The sequence below is a fragment of the Pseudomonas sp. NPDC086278 genome (assembly GCF_050280905.1).
Classification (GTDB): Bacteria; Pseudomonadota; Gammaproteobacteria; order Pseudomonadales; family Pseudomonadaceae; genus Aquipseudomonas.
Genome location: NZ_JBNNWE010000001.1, coordinates 112,971 through 128,656, shown reverse-complemented (window position 1 = coordinate 128,656; position 15,686 = coordinate 112,971). Strand labels below are relative to the sequence as shown.

Here is a 15,686-nt window from a genome sequence, read left to right as displayed (position 1 = left end):
TGATCGCAATGTCCTGTGGGAGCGGGCTTGCTCGCGAAAGCGCCCTCATACTCACTACTGCCCTCAAGCCGAACCCAGCACCCGAGCCAAAAACGGTGCGGTTTTGCTTTTCTTGCTCTTGGCCACTGTCCGCGGCGTCCCCGCCACCACAATTTTCCCGCCCTGATCCCCCGCACCCGGCCCGATGTCGATCACCCAGTCACTCTGCGCGACCACACGCATTTCATGCTCGACCACAATCACCGTATGCCCCGCCGCCACGAGCGTATTCAGCTGTTCCAGCAGCCGATCGACATCCCGCGGATGCAGCCCCGTGGTCGGTTCGTCGAGCACATACAAGGTCGCGCCACGCTGATTGCGCTGCAACTCGGTCGCCAATTTGATCCGCTGCGCTTCACCGCCGGACAACTCTGTCGCCGGCTGACCAAGGCGCAAGTAACCCAGCCCGATATCGCGCAGCACTTCCAGCGAGCGGCGAATGCCGGGTTGCTCGGTGAACACCTCGACCGCTTCGTCCACCGTCAATTGCAACACCTGGGCGATGTTCAATCCCTGCCAACTGATCGCCAGCGTTTCAGGGTTATACCGGGCACCGTGACAGGTCGGGCATGGCGCATAAACGCTCGGCATAAACAGCAACTCGACGCTGACAAACCCCTCGCCTTCGCAGGTCGGGCAACGACCCTTGGCGACGTTGAAAGAGAACTGCCCCGCGTCGTAACCCGCCGCTTGCGCGTCAGGCGTGGCGGCGTACAGCTTGCGCACGTTGTCGAACAAACCGGTGTAGGTCGCCAGGTTCGAACGGGGCGTGCGGCCGATGGGTTTCTGGTCGACCTGCACCAGTCGCTTGATCGAATCCAGCCCTGACGTGACCTGACCGCCGCTGACTTGCGGGGCGTCATCCTCAAGGCTCAGCTCTTCGGGTTCGCGGTCACTGCCGGGCCGGCCCAGGTGCGCGCCGACCAGTTCCAGCAAGGCCTGGCTGACCAGGCTCGATTTGCCGGAACCGGAAACACCGGTGACGGCGGTAAAACAGCCCAATGGGAACTCGGCACTGAGGTGGTTCAGGTTGTTGCGGGTGATGCCGTCCAGGCGCAGCCAGTCGGTCGGCTGGCGGCTGACCCGGGGTTCGCTGACCTGCTCGGCGAACAGGTAGGCGCGTGTTTGCGAGTTGCTGATGTCGGCCAGGCCGGCCGGCGGACCGCTGTAGAGAATCTGGCCACCGTTTTCGCCCGCCGCCGGGCCGACATCGATCAGCCAGTCGGCGCGGCGCATGGTTTCCAGATCGTGCTCGACCACAAACACGCTGTTGCCGGCCGCTTTCAGTCGTTGCAACGCCTCGAACAGCGCTTCGCCATCCGCCGGGTGCAGGCCCGCCGAGGGTTCATCCAGTACATAAATCACGCCGAACAGCTGCGAACCCAGTTGCGTCGCCAACCGCAGCCGCTGCAACTCACCGGACGACAGCGTCGGTGTGCTGCGTTCCAGCGCCAGATAACCGAGGCCCAGATCGGTCAGAGTGCTGACCCGCTCCAGCAGGTCCTCGGCAATCCGCTGCGCTGCCAAGCGTTTTTCCACCGACAGATTCGGCGTATGGCGCACGTCTGGCGCATTGGCATGGCCGCTGGCGCCGTGAGCCACGCGTTGCGCGCGAGCGGTCTGGGTCTGGTCGTGGGACAACACGTCGCTCGCTTCGTCGGCCTGTTCGAGGTAGCTCTGCGCCGCCACCGGCTTCAGCACCTCGGCCACTTGCAGCAATGGCATCTGCGACAGTTCGCCAATGTCGTAGCCGGCAAAGGTCACCGACAACGCCTCGCGCTTGAGGCGTTTGCCGTCGCACAACGGGCATGGGCTGCCAAGCATGAATTGCGACACACGCTTCTTCATCAGCGCACTTTGCGAATGGGTGAAGGTGTGCAGGATGTAGCGTCGGGCACCGGTGAACGTGCCCTGGTAACTCGGTTCCATGTTGCGCTTGAGCGCGACCCTGGTTTCTTGCGGCGTGAGCCCGGCGTACACCGGCACGGTGGGGGTTTCTTCAGTGAAGAGAATCCAGTCCCGCAGTTTTTTCGGCAGATCGCGCCACGGCTTGTCGACGTCGTAGCCCATGGTCACAAGGATGTCGCGCAGGTTTTGCCCTTGCCACGCCGTCGGCCAGGACGCGACCGCGCGCTGGCGGATGGTCAGGCTCGGGTCCGGGACCATCAGCGCTTCGGTGACTTCATACACCCGGCCCAGACCATGACACTGCGGGCAAGCGCCTTGCGGGGTGTTGGGCGAAAAGTCTTCGGCGTACAGCATCGGCTGGCCCGCCGGGTAACTGCCGGCCCGTGAATAGAGCATGCGGATCAGGCTCGACAACGTGGTGACGCTGCCCACCGAGGACCGCGTGCTCGGCGTACCGCGCTGTTGTTGCAAGGCCACGGCCGGCGGCAAACCGTCGATGGAATCGACATCCGGCACACCCACCTGATCGATCAGGCGCCGCGCGTACGGCGCGACGGATTCGAAATAGCGCCGTTGCGCTTCGGCGTACAACGTCGAGAATGCCAGCGACGACTTGCCCGAACCGGACACGCCGGTGAACACCACCAACGCATCGCGCGGGATGTCGACGTCGACATTCTTGAGGTTGTGTTCCCGGGCACCACGCACCCTGACCAGGCCGGAAGGAGGATTGGAGGTGCGCTTGGAAGTCATGGAAAACCTTGGATGGAGAGTTCAAGGGCTGCAAGCGATGAGTGTGCCAACGAGGGCGGCTGCCATCGCGAGCACGCTCGGCGCCTGCAGGTGAGGTGTTCAGCCGCTGAGAACCGTGCGGACCATTTGAGTGAGTGCTTGCGGGCTATAAGGCTTGCTCAGCAGGAAGGTGTCGGGGCTGAGCTGGTGGTTGCGCGAAATAATGTCCCGGGTGTGCCCGGAGGTGAACAGCACCGCCACCGGCGGCTGTTGCACTTTGGCCCACGCCGCCAGCTCCGAACTTTTGATCAGGCCGGGCATGACCACGTCGGTGAAAATCAGGTCCACCGCCACCCCGTTGAGCAACATCTGCATGGCGGCGTCGCCGTTGGCGGCGGTCAGGATTGTGTAACCTTCTTCACTCAACAGCTCCACCGCCGTGCTGCGCACCGCCTCGTTGTCCTCGACCACCAGAATGGTTTCGTGACCGCCGCCGTATTGCCCATCTTGCAGCGGTGTCTCGCTGAGCACCGGGCGCAGGCTTCGGGGGAAATACAACTGCACTCGCGTGCCCTGCCCCACCTCGCTGGCAATCTCGATGTGACCGCCGCTCTGTTTGACGAAGCCAAAGACCATGCTCAAACCCAGGCCCGTACCCTGACCGTCGGCCTTGGTGGTGAAAAATGGCTCGAATGCCTGCGCCAGCACCTCGGCTGACATGCCGGCGCCGGTGTCGGCCACCGCCACGCGCACATAATCGCCCGCGACGATGCCTTTGCCCGCGCAGAACCGGCGATCAAGGGCAACGTTGTCGGCGCTGAGGTCGATGGTGCCCTCGCCATGCATTGCGTCACGGGCATTGATCGCCAGGTTGAGAATGGCGTTTTCCAGTTGATTGCGATCGACGTTGATGGACCAGACTTCCGTGGGCAGCCGCACATCAATCTGGATGGTTTCGCCCAGCGCCCGCTGCAGCAATTCACCCAGGCCTTCAAAGATCTGTTGCGGGCTGCACACCGCCGGTGACAGCGGTTGGCGGCGAGCAAACGCGAGCAGTTGCGAAGACAGTTTGGCGCCGCGCTCGACCGCCGCAATCGACGCACTGACACGGCGCTGCACATTGGCGTTGTCCGGTTCGTGCCGTGCCAGCAAATGCAGGTTGCCGGCGATGACTTGCAGCAGGTTGTTGAAGTCGTGCGCCACGCCACCGGTGAGGCCGCCGATGGCCTCGAGTTTCTGCGATTGGCGCAGTTGTTCTTCCGCCGCCAGTCGCGCGTCGACTTCATCAGTGACGCGCTGCTCCAGATTGCGCGTGAACTTGAGCAAGGACTCTTCAGCGGTCTTGCGTTCGTGGATGTCGATCAACACGCCGGGGAAACGGAACGGTTCGTCCTGTTCATTGAACTCGCAACAGCCACTCGCCTGAACCCACAAATAACTGCCATCGGTGCGCAGCACTCGGTATTCGGCGTTGAACGCCTCGCCGGTCTTCACCGAGTTGTTGACCCGTTCCTGCACCCAGGCGAGGTCGTCCGGGTGGATGCGGGACTCGGCCACTTCGGTCGGCAGATCGGACAAATTCTGTTCGGGGGTAAAGGAAAAGGTCCGGGCAAAACGTTCATCGCCGGACAGGACGTTAGCCTTGATGTCCCAGACAAACGAACCGAGCAAGGCCCCGGCATTCAGGGCCAGGCGCACACGTTCGTTGTCGGCGCGGTAGGCATCTTCGGCGGCCTGACGCCGGCGCTCGGAAATCACATGCTCGGTGGTTTCCACAACCATCGCCATGACACCGGCAGGCTGCCCGTCATTGTTGGCAACGGGGCTGTAGTGGAGGTCCATCCAGACCTGCTCGGGGACGCCGTCGCGCAACAGCACCAGGTCTTTATTGCGGTAGGACAAGGTGCCGCCCGCCAGGCAGGTATCAACGACATAACGGTTGAATTCGGCGACTTCCGGCCAGCCCAGCTCCACTGGCGCGCCCAGTAAATAGGGATGGCGGCCGCCGGCGAATACCGAATAAGCGTCGTTGTAGATCATGTAGCCGGCGCGCCCCCAGAGCATCACCATTGGCATCGGCGAGGCGAGCACCAATTGCACGGCGCTGCACAGACTGGCGGGCCAGGTGTCGAGGTGGCCGAGTTCGGTCTGGCCCCAGTCGAACGCACGAATACGCCCGGCCATTTCGCCGTTCCAGCCGGCACACCCATGGCTGTCAGATAGAAACTGCATTGACTGGCTCAATACCCCTGTAGATGGCTGACTCGCGGGATCGCAACCGCATGAAGACGGCACGCGCCCGTCTGTTTCGAGCATGGCTGTCGCCAATGGTTTCATCAGCGGCATAGCTGATTGTGTATCTGGGAAAGCCTCACACTTCGATCAGGTGCGTGAGCGGATGGTAGCCGGTTTTCAGGGTGGCGGCGACGTCGAGAATCGCCTGCTCGATGCCGTGCGAATACCGAGGATTACCCGATACTTGCTCAGCGGAAATCGCGGCTGCGCACGCGGATGCCGTCAAGCAGCGGGCTCAGGTCGCTCAGGCGTCCGGCAATCAGGTGCCGCACTTCGCCCTGTTTTTCCCAACGGCCATCGACCTTGAGCAATTGCGAGCCGACCAGCACCTGGCGTTGCCGCTCGGCCAGGTCGCGCCAGACGATGACATTGATGTTGCCGAATTCGTCTTCAAGGGTGACAAACGTCACGCCACTGGCGGTGCCCGGCCGCTGCCGCCCCGTGACCAACCCGGCCACGCTGACCGGCCGCCCGTGTTCAACCTCCAGCAGTTGTTTCGAGCTACGACAGCGCCGGGCTTGGAGTTCACCGCGCAGCAATGCCAGCGGATGCGGGCCCAGGGTGGTGCCGACGCTGGTGTAATCGGCCAGCAGGTCTTCGCCCACCGTGGGTTTGGGCAACGACACCGGCGCCTCTTCCTGACTCGGCAGCCCGGCGAACAAGCCGAGCTGTTTTTGCACCCCCGCCACTTCCCAGCGCGCCCGATGCCGGTCACCGGCCAGGCCACGCAGCGCGCCGGCATCGGCCAGTTGCTCCTGGGCGCGGGCATCGAGTCGCGCGCGTTCGCCCAGGTCGGTGATGTCGACAAACGTGCCCCTCGTCCTGGCGGCTTCGATGCGCCGGGCATCGTCCTCGCGAAAGCCCTTGATCATCCGCAACCCCATACGAATCGCCGGTTGCGCCCCGGTGATGGGTTCGAGGCTGCAATCCCAGTCACTGGCGCGCACGTCCACCGGGCGAATCTGCAAATGATGCCGGCGGGCATCCTGCAGAATCTGATCCGGGCTGTAGAACCCCATCGGCCAGCTGTTGATCAGCGCGCAGGCGAAGGCGGCCGGTTCGTGGCATTTCAACCAGCAACTGGCGTAAGTCAGCAAGGCGAAACTGGCGGCGTGGGACTCGGGAAACCCGTAGCTGCCGAAGCCTTTGATCTGTTCGAAGATCTGCGCGGCGAACTCCGCGGTGTAGCCGTTCTTTTCCATCCCGGCAGCCAGCCGCTCCTTGTGCGGCTCCAGTCCGCCGTGGCGTTTCCAGGCAGCCATGGAGCGGCGCAACTGATCGGCCTCGCCGGGGCTGTAGTTGGCGGCGACGATAGCGATCTGCATCACTTGTTCCTGGAACAGTGGCACGCCCAAGGTCCGCTTGAGCACCGATTCCAGTTCCGGCGAGGGATAGGTTTCGGGCTCTACCTTGTTCCGTCGGCGCAAATACGGATGCACCATCCCGCCCTGGATCGGTCCGGGGCGGACGATGGCGACTTCGATCACCAGGTCATAAAAATTGCGCGGTTTGAGCCGGGGCAGCATCGACATTTGTGCGCGGGATTCGATCTGGAACACGCCGATGGTGTCGGCACGGCCAATCATGTCGTAGGTCAGCGAGTCTTCGGCGGGGATCTTCGCCAGGCTCAAGTCTTGATTGCGATGGCGGCGCAGCAGGTCAAAACAACGACGAATCGCGCTGAGCATGCCCAACGCCAGGATATCCACCTTGAGCAGCCCGACCGCGTCGAGGTCGTCCTTGTCCCACTGAATGATCGTGCGCTCGGCCATGGCCGCATTTTCCACCGGCACCAGACTGTCCAGCGGTTGCTCGGAAATCACGAAGCCACCGGGGTGCTGGGACAGGTGCCGGGGGAAACCGATCAACTGTTGCGTCAGGCTCAGCACCCGGCGCAACACCGGGCTCTCGGGGTCGAAACCGCCTTCCAGCAGGCGCTCGACGGGCGGCGCCTGGTCACTCCAGTGGCCACAGCAATCGGCCAGTGCATTGATCTGGTCCGGTGGCAAACCCAACGCCTTGGCCACGTCGCGCACGGCGCCGGCCGCGTGATAGGTGCTGACCACCGCCGTCAGCGCGGCGCGGGTCCGACCGTAACGCTGGAACACGTACTGCAAGACTTCTTCGCGGCGTTCGTGCTCGAAATCGACGTCGATGTCCGGCGGCTCGTTGCGTTCCCTGGAGAGAAAACGTTCGAACAACAGCGTGGTGAGGTCCGGGTCGATCTCCGTGATGCCCAAGGCAAAACACACCGCCGAGTTGGCCGCCGAACCACGGCCCTGACACAAAATCTGCTGGTCACGGGCGAACCGCACAATGTCGTGCACCGTGAGGAAATAGCTCTCATAGCCCAACTCGGCGATCAGCTTCAGCTCCTTGTCGATCTGCGCCAACACCTTGGCTTTTGGACCCTCTGGCCAGCGCCACGCAATGCCTTTATGGGTCAAATGACGCAGCCAGGACGTGGCCGTCCGGCCTTTCGGCACCAGCTCCCGTGGATATTGATAACGCAACTGGCCGAGGTCGAATGTGCAGCGGCGGGCGATGGCCAATGTTTCATCGAGCAACGCCTGCGGGTAGATCGATTGCAGCGCCTCAAGGCTGCGCACATGCCGCTCGCCGTTGGGATGAAGGCGCAACCCGGCCTCGGCCACCGGCAGGTGATGACGGATCGCGGTCATGGTGTCCTGCAACGCGCGCCGGCCACGGGTGTGCATGTGCACATCGCCGCTGGCCACCGCGGCAATCCGTAGCTCTCGCGCCAACGTCAGCAGCGCGTCGAGGCGCCGAGTGTCGTCCTGGCCGCAATGCAATTGCACCGTCAGCCACAGGCGCCCGCTGAAGACCTGTTTCAGCCAGTGGCCACTGGCAACATCATCGACCGCGTCCGGCACCCACAGCGCCAACAGCCCCGGCAGCGGTTCGTTGAAGTCTTCGCGCAGCACCTGATATTGACCTTTTTGCGTGCGCCGCCGCGCTCGGGTAATCAGCCGGCACAAGTGCTCGTACCCCTCGAGGTTTTCCACTAGCAACACCAGTTTCGGGCCGTTCTCGATGCGGATTTCGCTGCCGATGATCAGCGGCAACGCTTCGGATTTGGCTGCCTGCCAGGCGCGAACGATGCCAGCCAGGGTGCATTCATCGGTGATCGCCAACGCTTGATAGCCGTGTTTTTTCGCGCGTTGGAACAATTCCAAAGCACTGGAAGCACCGCGCTGGAAGCTGAAGTTCGACAGGCAGTGCAACTCGGCATAGCCGACGCTCATGCGAACCAGCCTTGCAGCCACAGCGGACCGCCCTCACCCACGGCCCGATACGCCCAGCCCTGCTGGCCGGAACGGGTTTCGACCAAATAGTAATCGCGGCGTACGTCGGCGCCGTCCCACCAGCCGGACTCGATGCGCTCCGGGCCCATGAGGATCCGTGTCGAACCTTCGTGAATCGCCTCTGGTTGCGTCAATAACCAGCCCGGACGCTGCACGCCCGCCAGCCCCGCACAGGGCTGACTGTCGACCTGCGCCTGCCATGCGCACTCCGGCCGGTGATCGGCCTGAAAGCGCAAGCCGTGCACCGCGTCATCGCCAAGCCGCGCGCGCAAGCGTTCGCGCAGTTGCTCCCAGGGCAAGGACTGCTGCGGGCGGTCGTCGAACAGTTCCTGATACTGCGGAACGAAGCTCGGCAAGTCTTCGGCGCGCAGCCGAAAACCGCGCACCGGCGCCTCGACCTGCACCTGTTCCAGCCGCCCGCGCGCCAGTTCGAAGAGCATCGCCGGATCGCGCTCGGCGCTGAGCAACCCGACCTTGATCACCGAATCCGGCAAACCGGCGTGTTCCAGGTGCAGGTCGAAGCGCTGCACACCGCTGTCCCGGCCACACAGAAACGCCGACAGGTCACCGGTCAAGCGTCGTAACGGAAACAACAGCGCCTGATGGGATTGCACGTCGAAATTGAGCTCGATACGCACATCGAAGCGGTCCGGCGGCAGGTAAAACGCCAGGGCCAACTGCCGCGTGCCAGACAGCGCGTCCAGGTGCTTGAGCACCTGAGCCTCGAATCGTCGCGCCAGCGTATGGCGCGGCAACGCCCGCACCTGGCTCAAGGTGCGCAACCCCATGCGCGACAACGCCGTGGCCACCGCCGGCTCCAGAGCGATGCGCTCGACCGGCAATTGCCCGAGATGGTGTTGCAAGGCTTGATCGTCCGGCACCACCAGCCCGTCATACACATTGGCCAGTACCCGCGCGGCCACCGGGTTCGGCGCGGCGACAATCCGATGGCGAAAGCCCAGCTCGCCGAGTTCAGCGCGCAACCGTGCTTCGAACTGTGGCCATGGTCCGAACAGCCCCAGACTCGATTCGATCTCGAACACCACCGCACGCGGGTAATGCACGCTGACCTGCGAACTGAAGCGATAGGCCCATGCCGCCAGAAACTGCTGCCAGTACTCTATCTCGGCGACGTCGTATTCGGCCGTGGCAAAGCCTTTGCTCATGGCCTGAGCGGCGCTCATCGACTGGCCCGGACGCAAGCCCAGCGCTCGCGCCGACGGGTTGACCGCTTGCAGCACCCGCCGTTGGGCCGGGCCGGTCAGCAGCGCCAGCGGTTCATCGGGATCGGGGCGCTGACGCAGTACCGCGTCCAGCGCCAATTGCGGGAAAAGAATACACACCCAGCGCATGGCAACCTCAATGCCCCACGGGGAAGGCAATCGGCGCCGAATGCGCCAGCCCGCCCCGACACTTGAGCACGCGCAATTGCGCAGGCCGGGCGTCGATGGCGATGCGCAGGGCCGCTGGCGAAGGGTTGACTGCTTCATGGAGCGAGCGATAGGCAAACGCCAGGGTCGAGCCGGTTTCCGCCGCCACCTGCAAACGGCGCAACGCCCGGTCATCGGCCTTGTGCGGCCAGCACAGCACCGCGCCACAACTGCCGGAACGCAGGCATTGTTCCGCGGCCCACAAGGCATCGCGCTCGCAGGCCTGGATGATCGACAACTGGCGCAGGTCGATTCCGGCGTTCTGCCACGCTTGCGGATACGGCACGTACGGCGGCGCCACCAGCACGATGCGCTCGCCGGCCGCCGACAACCGCGCCAGCGCCGGCCACACCAGTCGCAACTCACCCGCGCCCTGCCCGGCCAGCAGAATTTCAGTCAACGCCGCTTCCGGCCAGCCGCCGCTGGGCAACGCCGCGTCCAGCGCGGCATGCCCGGTAGGTTGCGGGCTGACGGCCGGGGGCGCGGGCCGGCCCTTCCAGACCTGGCCGCCATTGAACAGCGTGTCCAGCGCAACGACGGCCCCCATCACCCTTGCCTCACCAGACCGCAGAACACCCCTTCAATCGCGAGGTCCTGATCGGGCTGCACGGTGATCGGCTGATAGGCCGGGTTACGCGGCAACAGGCGAACCGCGTCGCCGACCCGCTCGAAACGCTTGATGGTGACTTCACCGTCGAGCCGCGCCACGACGATCTGGCCATTTAACGCCTCGGGATTGCGGTGCACGCCCACCAGATCGCCGTCGAGGATGCCGTCTTCGATCATCGAATCACCCTGCACCCGCAGCATGTAATCCGGCACCCGCGAGAAGATCGACGGATCGAGCAGCAATCGGCTGTGCACCTCGGCATCGGCGCCGATGGGCGCACCCGCCGCGACTCGGCCGAGTACCGGGATGTCGAGCAATTCGGGGCGCGCCGGTTGCCCGAGCAGACGAATACCCCGCGCCTGATGGGGATTGACCTCGATGAAACCGGCATCGGTCAACGCCAGCACATGCTTGCGCGCCACACTGCGCGAGGCAAAACCAAACGCCTCGCTGATTTCAGCGAGGCTCGGGGACTGACCGTGCTCCGCGATTCGATCACGGATAAAGGTCAGGATGGCGGTACGGCGGGGAGTCAGAGTCGTCATGGAGTACATTTGTACTCTTTTCGGGTTTTCCTGACAACAACCGTCAATCCGGCAGGCAATGTGCCAACGGCCACGCCGAGGTCGCTGACCACGAATGGCGGTGACGAATGGCAGGGTTAAGACAGTTGCTCCCACATTAGAGTGGCGTGGTGTTCAAGCCGAGTTGAGCCAGGTAGGCCCACGGGTAGATGCCGCGTTCATGGCCGTCGCTGAAGACCAATTGCAGGCCGTAACCCTGGGCGTTCAACTCGATGACGCGAACCCGGTCATCCACCAAGGGCGCCAACCCTTTCAAGCGAAACGCCCGGCATTGCGAACACGGGCACTGGCGCCGCAGCTCGGCATGATCCAACAGCTGTTCGCGGCCATCCGGCCAGTTCAAGCGCAGCTGCTGTTTGCTTTGTGAATTGCCCACCGCCACCGGATTCATTGCAACTGGCTCAAGGCAATGCGCACGGCTTTGCGCACTTCCGGGTCGCCGTCGTCTTGGGCGGCCAGCAGCGGGGCGATGGCGCCTTTGGCGTGCAATTCGCCGAGGGCCAGCGCGGCTTCCTTGCGCAGGTTGCTGATGCGATGGCCCAAGGTTTCGATCAAGGCTTCAAGCGCCGGGGCGTAACGCAAGCGACCGAGGCTGCGGGTGGCGCGCAGGCGGACTTGCCAGTAATCGTCGCCCAAGGCTTCGACCAACGCCGGCCCGGCGTCGCCATGGCCGACTTTGCCCAACGTGGTCGCGGCTTCCTCGCGTACTTGCCAGGCATGATCTTGCAAGGCCCGGCGCAAGGCTGGCAGCACCTGTGCGTCGCACGCCAGACCGAGTGCGCCCGTGGCGGCGCGGCGCACTTCGGTGTCCGGGTCTTCGCTGGCCAAGGTTGCCAGCGCCGGTAACGCATCGAGTTGTTTGAGCCAGCCCAGCACGCCGACGGCCTCGCGCCGAACGCTGGCATCGGCATCCTGCAACGCGACGGCCGCCGCAGCGGCGGCATCAGGGCAACGCAACTCACGCAGTGCCCTGAACGCGGCGATGCGCACGCTGGCCTCGACATGGCCGGTCCACGGCAGAATCACCCGGCCCGCCGCTGCGCTTTTCAGCAGGCTGAGACTTTGCGCAGCGGCGGCTTGCACGGCCAACGACGGATCGGTCAGCGCCTGGCACAACGCCTCGACCACTGGCGCGTCCTCCCACGCTTCGAGCAACCGCGCGGCTTCGGCACGGACTTCTTCGGTCGGGTCTTCGGCCAGTCGATTGACCAGCCACAGCAAGCCATCCGGTTCTTCGAGGTCGGCCAGTTCGATCAGCGCGATGCGGCGCACGCCCGCGTCGTCAGCGGTCAGGCGCGGTTGCAGGGCCAGAATGTCGTCGTTATCGGTTGCTTCAAATAGAGAGGTCATAGGGCAAATCGCGGCAGTTTGTTTTCAGGAGGCAGTCCGAGAGGGTTCAGGCGCGGGAGCTGCCGACCGTCTTCGTGACGCAGTAATTCGAGGCAATGACGCTTCAGGCGCGAGAACTCATGACGGGTCACCAGTTCCGTGGTGCGGGGCCGCGGGAAGTCCAGGCGCAGGTCTTCGATGATCCGGCCGGGACGCGAACTCATCACCAGCAGGCGGTCGGCGAGGAACAGTGCCTCGTCGATGTCGTGGGTCACGAACACCACCGTGGTGCGAATCCGCGTCCAGATGTCCAGCAGCAACTCCTGCATGTTCAGCCGGGTCAGCGCATCGAGCGCGCCGAACGGCTCGTCCATCAGCAACAGGCGTGGGCGGTTGATCAACACCCGGGCGATTTCCACCCGTTGCTGCATGCCGCCGGAGAGTTGATCCGGCCAACGCTCGGCACAACCTTCAAGGCCCACCAGGGCGAGGATTTCATCGGCGGCTTTGTGGCGCTCGGCTTTACCGATACCGCGCATCTTCAGGCCGAAGGCGACGTTGTCACGCACGGTCCGCCAAGGGAACAACGTATGGTGCTGGAACACCATGCCCCGTTGCGGTGACGGGCCTGAAATGTGTGCGCCGTCGACCTTCAGCGTGCCGGAACGCGGTTGCAGGTGGCCGGCGAGCGCGCCAAGCAAGGTCGACTTGCCGCAACCGGAGGGCCCGAGAATGCACACGAACTGCCCCGCTTCGATCTGGCAATCCAGGCCCTGCAAGGCCTCGAAGGCTTGCGCGCTCTCACCGAGGACAATCGACAACTGACGGATGTCGATCCGCCCTTCGGGGGTTTGCATCACGCTCATCAGGCTTTTCCTCGTGGTCGGTGCCACGGCGTGAACAGCCCGCCGAGACGTTTGATCAACAGGCTGCTGCCCATCCCGAGCACACCGATCAGCAACATGCCGACCACGATGTCGGCGTAGTTCTGAATGGTGTAGGACTCCCAGGTGTAATAGCCGATGCCGTACTGGCCGGAGATCATTTCCGCCGTCACCAGGCAGAACCACGAGGTGCCCATGCCAATGGCGAGGCCGGTGATGATGCTCGGCGCGGCGCCGGGCAGAATCACTTCCAGCAGGATCGCCCGGCGCCCTGCCCCGAGGCTTTTCGCCGAGGCGATCAGGCGCGGGTCGACACCTTCGACGCCGTGCACGGTGTTCAGCAGGATCGGGAACAGCGCGCCGGTGAAGGTAATGAACACCATCGACAGTTCCGAGGACGGGAACATCAGGATCGCCAACGGAATCCATGCGACGGCGGGGATAGGTCTTAATACTTCCAGAGGCGGCAATAACAGATCCTCGGCCCACTTCGAGCGGCCGATGGCCAGGCCGAGTGCTATGCCGATGATCAGCGCCGCGAGATAACCGGCAAAAACCCGGCTGAGGCTGCTGCTCAGGTGCTGGCCGAGCTTGCCGGAGTCGCCGAGGCCCAACGCGGCGTGGATCACCGCCAGCGGCGTCGGGACGTTGGCGAAAGTGACCAGGCCGAGGTTCCAGTGGTGGCTGGCGGCGAGTTGCCAGAATACGAGGCAGAGCAGCAGCGAGGCGGCTCGGGGGAGCCAGCGCAAATAGGGTCCGTACACAATAATTCCTCTCAACCCGAAACCTGTGGGAGCGGGTTTGCTCCGGGCGGTGTTCCGACGATGGCGGTGGCTCAGGCACATCGATGTTGAATGTGCGTGAGCCTTCGCGAGCAAGCTCGCTCCCACAGTTGACCGAGTTGATTTGGGGGTTAGCGGGTGGCCACGGCCTGGGTGGTGGCGTCGGTGAAGTCGAAGACTTTGCCGCCCTGGGCCGAGGCAAATTGTTGGGCCTGGCCCTTGAGCAGGAAGGCGCTGAGACGACCCTTGCCATCACTGGCAAACCACGCCTGATCCGCCAGCAACTTGATGCCGCTGTCACTCGCCTGGGCATACACCGCGCGGATGTTTTTGCCTTCCGACTTCAAACCGGCCAATGCGGTAAACGCCGCTTCTGCCGAGGCGTACTGTCGGACTTTCGGCTCGCCACGCACCCAGATTTCCGCGACGTGGCTGAAGTCGGTGATCGCTTGCCCGTTCGCCGCATCCACCGCTTTCAACGGCGTCTGTGCGTAATTGGCCAGTTGCGCGGTGTAGTCCAGATTCGCGGCCTTGAACGCGGCGCGAATGTACTGATCGTCGATAAAGGTGTTCAGATCGAGGCCACGATCAGCCTTCTTCAACAGTTTGAGCGTGTCGATAGCGGTGCCGACGGCCTGACGGTATTCCGGCTTCCAGCTCAGGTCGCGGGTCTGCACGCCCAGCGGACCATGGAACAGATAATTGACCTCGGCATCGACCCCGGTAACCTTGGCAATCAACTCGCTGTACTTCTCCGGTTCCGCCGCCAGCAATTGATTGGCTTCGATGCTCGCACGCAGGTAAGCGACGACGATTTCCGGGTACTTCTTCGCGTAGCCCTGATCCACCAAGGCACCGTGGAAGGTCGGCGCGCCCGCTTGGGAACCGTCATAAATTTTTCGCGCGAAACCCCGGCTCGGGAACAGTTCGGCGAACGGCACGAAGTCGGCGTGGGCGTCGATTTTCCCGGCCTGCAACGCGGAGCCGGCGACTTCCGGCGGCTGGGCGATGATGTTCACATCTTTGAGCGGGTCCCAGCCCTGCGCCGCCACGGCACGCAACAACATGCCATGGGCGGTGGAGGCAAATGGCACGGAAATGGTCTTGCCCTTCAATTCCGCCAGCGACTGCACACCCGACGCGCTCGGCACCACGATGCCGTTGCCGCTGCCCTTGATGCTGCCCGAGAGCACGCTGATAAACAGGCTGTGCTTGCCGGCGGTTTCGAACGCCACCCCGTTGAACGCGCCAGGGAAATCGGCCATGGCGCCGAAGTCGAGTTTGCCGGCCACCATCTCGTTGGTCAGGGGCGCGCCGCTGGTGAAGTTCTTCCACTCGATGTCGTATCGGGCATCTTTGTAGGCGCCGTCGTGGGGCAGGTATTTGTCGAGCAAGCCGAGCTCACGAATCAGCAATCCGCCGGCAGCGCAATTGATGGTGGTGTCCTGGGTGCCGATGGCGATGCGGATGGTTTCGGCTTGCGCCGACAAGGTGAATGAGGCCAGTACCAGACCGGCAAATGCTGCACGCAATAACATGAGTATTTCCCCTCGAATCATTTATAGGATGGTCGTCTCCGCCACGATCAGGGCGCGGTGGGAAACGAGGGGTGTTTGGAAACTGGCGTCCGGGTGTTGCCGGATGGCTTTTTTTGTCTGTACCGGCCTCTTCGCGAGCAAGCCCGGCTCCCACATTTGGAATGCATTCCCCTGTGGGAGCGGGCTTGCTCGCGAAGGCGTCTTCTCTGTCAATAAAGATGCAAGCTGT

At 63.6% G+C, this 15,686-nt stretch carries 11 protein-coding genes and 1 pseudogene; all 12 read right to left on the bottom strand.

Annotated elements, in window-relative coordinates; all coding sequences use genetic code 11:
• Positions 1 to 63: 63 nt before the first annotated feature.
• The 12 genes and pseudogenes from ACQKP4_RS00675 to ACQKP4_RS00620 all read right to left on the bottom strand — a co-directional run bounded on the left by ACQKP4_RS00675 (position 64) and on the right by ACQKP4_RS00620 (position 15,457).
• Entirely contained in the window at positions 64 to 2,700 is a 2,637-nt protein-coding gene (locus ACQKP4_RS00675; protein WP_427629438.1) for an excinuclease ABC subunit A, read from the bottom strand.
• Positions 2,701 to 2,799: 99 nt separating this feature from the next.
• The gene (locus ACQKP4_RS00670) at positions 2,800 to 4,911 is read right to left on the bottom strand and encodes an ATP-binding protein (RefSeq protein ID WP_427629436.1); all 2,112 of its coding nucleotides are present in this window, start codon (positions 4,909 to 4,911) and stop codon (positions 2,800 to 2,802) included.
• 139 nt (positions 4,912 to 5,050) lie between these two features.
• A pseudogene (locus ACQKP4_RS00665) lies at positions 5,051 to 5,131 on the bottom strand (GntR family transcriptional regulator); the annotation flags it as partial.
• Between the two features lie 31 nt (positions 5,132 to 5,162).
• A complete protein-coding gene (locus tag ACQKP4_RS00660) occupies positions 5,163 to 8,261 on the bottom strand; it encodes an error-prone DNA polymerase (protein ID WP_427629434.1) in 3,099 nt (1,032 codons plus the stop codon).
• Positions 8,237 to 9,652 carry a Y-family DNA polymerase gene (locus ACQKP4_RS00655; RefSeq protein ID WP_427629432.1) on the bottom strand — a complete coding sequence of 472 codons (1,416 nt, stop codon included), beginning with the start codon at positions 9,650 to 9,652 and terminating at the stop codon, positions 8,237 to 8,239. Before ACQKP4_RS00655 ends, ACQKP4_RS00660 begins: the two co-directional genes overlap by 25 nt.
• A 7-nt stretch (positions 9,653 to 9,659) precedes the next feature.
• Positions 9,660 to 10,277, bottom strand: coding sequence for a translesion DNA synthesis-associated protein ImuA (imuA, locus tag ACQKP4_RS00650; RefSeq protein ID WP_427629430.1), 618 nt, complete (start codon positions 10,275 to 10,277; stop codon positions 9,660 to 9,662).
• Entirely contained in the window at positions 10,277 to 10,894 is a 618-nt protein-coding gene (lexA, locus tag ACQKP4_RS00645; protein ID WP_427629428.1) for a transcriptional repressor LexA, read from the bottom strand. Before lexA ends, imuA begins: the two co-directional genes overlap by 1 nt.
• 127 nt (positions 10,895 to 11,021) lie before the next feature.
• Positions 11,022 to 11,315 (bottom strand): DUF971 domain-containing protein, encoded by a 294-nt coding sequence (locus tag ACQKP4_RS00640; protein ID WP_427629426.1) that lies wholly within the window; start codon positions 11,313 to 11,315, stop codon positions 11,022 to 11,024.
• Positions 11,312 to 12,274, bottom strand: coding sequence for a HEAT repeat domain-containing protein (locus ACQKP4_RS00635; RefSeq protein ID WP_427629424.1), 963 nt, complete (start codon positions 12,272 to 12,274; stop codon positions 11,312 to 11,314). Before ACQKP4_RS00635 ends, ACQKP4_RS00640 begins: the two co-directional genes overlap by 4 nt.
• Positions 12,271 to 13,119, bottom strand: coding sequence for an ABC transporter ATP-binding protein (locus tag ACQKP4_RS00630; protein WP_427629422.1), 849 nt, complete (start codon positions 13,117 to 13,119; stop codon positions 12,271 to 12,273). Before ACQKP4_RS00630 ends, ACQKP4_RS00635 begins: the two co-directional genes overlap by 4 nt.
• Positions 13,119 to 13,901, bottom strand: a complete 783-nt coding sequence (locus tag ACQKP4_RS00625) for an ABC transporter permease (protein WP_427629421.1) — start codon at positions 13,899 to 13,901, stop codon at positions 13,119 to 13,121. Before ACQKP4_RS00625 ends, ACQKP4_RS00630 begins: the two co-directional genes overlap by 1 nt.
• Positions 13,902 to 14,050: 149 nt before the next feature.
• The gene (locus tag ACQKP4_RS00620; RefSeq protein WP_427629419.1) at positions 14,051 to 15,457 is read right to left on the bottom strand and encodes an ABC transporter substrate-binding protein; all 1,407 of its coding nucleotides are present in this window, start codon (positions 15,455 to 15,457) and stop codon (positions 14,051 to 14,053) included.
• Positions 15,458 to 15,686 lie beyond the last annotated feature (229 nt).

What these genes read in the sequence shown, in the direction of transcription:
- ACQKP4_RS00675 (WP_427629438.1), bottom strand. Translation starts at nt 2,700, where the DNA reads ATGACTTCCAAGCGCACCTCCAATCCTCCTTCCGGCCTGGTCAGGGTG.
- ACQKP4_RS00670 (WP_427629436.1), bottom strand. Translation starts at nt 4,911, where the DNA reads ATGCAGTTTCTATCTGACAGCCATGGGTGTGCCGGCTGGAACGGCGAA.
- ACQKP4_RS00655 (WP_427629432.1), bottom strand. Translation starts at nt 9,652, where the DNA reads ATGCGCTGGGTGTGTATTCTTTTCCCGCAATTGGCGCTGGACGCGGTA.
- imuA (WP_427629430.1), bottom strand. Translation starts at nt 10,277, where the DNA reads ATGGGGGCCGTCGTTGCGCTGGACACGCTGTTCAATGGCGGCCAGGTC.
- lexA (WP_427629428.1), bottom strand. Translation starts at nt 10,894, where the DNA reads ATGTACTCCATGACGACTCTGACTCCCCGCCGTACCGCCATCCTGACC.
- ACQKP4_RS00640 (WP_427629426.1), bottom strand. Translation starts at nt 11,315, where the DNA reads ATGAATCCGGTGGCGGTGGGCAATTCACAAAGCAAACAGCAGCTGCGC.
- ACQKP4_RS00635 (WP_427629424.1), bottom strand. Translation starts at nt 12,274, where the DNA reads ATGACCTCTCTATTTGAAGCAACCGATAACGACGACATTCTGGCCCTG.
- ACQKP4_RS00630 (WP_427629422.1), bottom strand. Translation starts at nt 13,119, where the DNA reads ATGAGCGTGATGCAAACCCCCGAAGGGCGGATCGACATCCGTCAGTTG.
- ACQKP4_RS00620 (WP_427629419.1), bottom strand. Translation starts at nt 15,457, where the DNA reads ATGTTATTGCGTGCAGCATTTGCCGGTCTGGTACTGGCCTCATTCACC.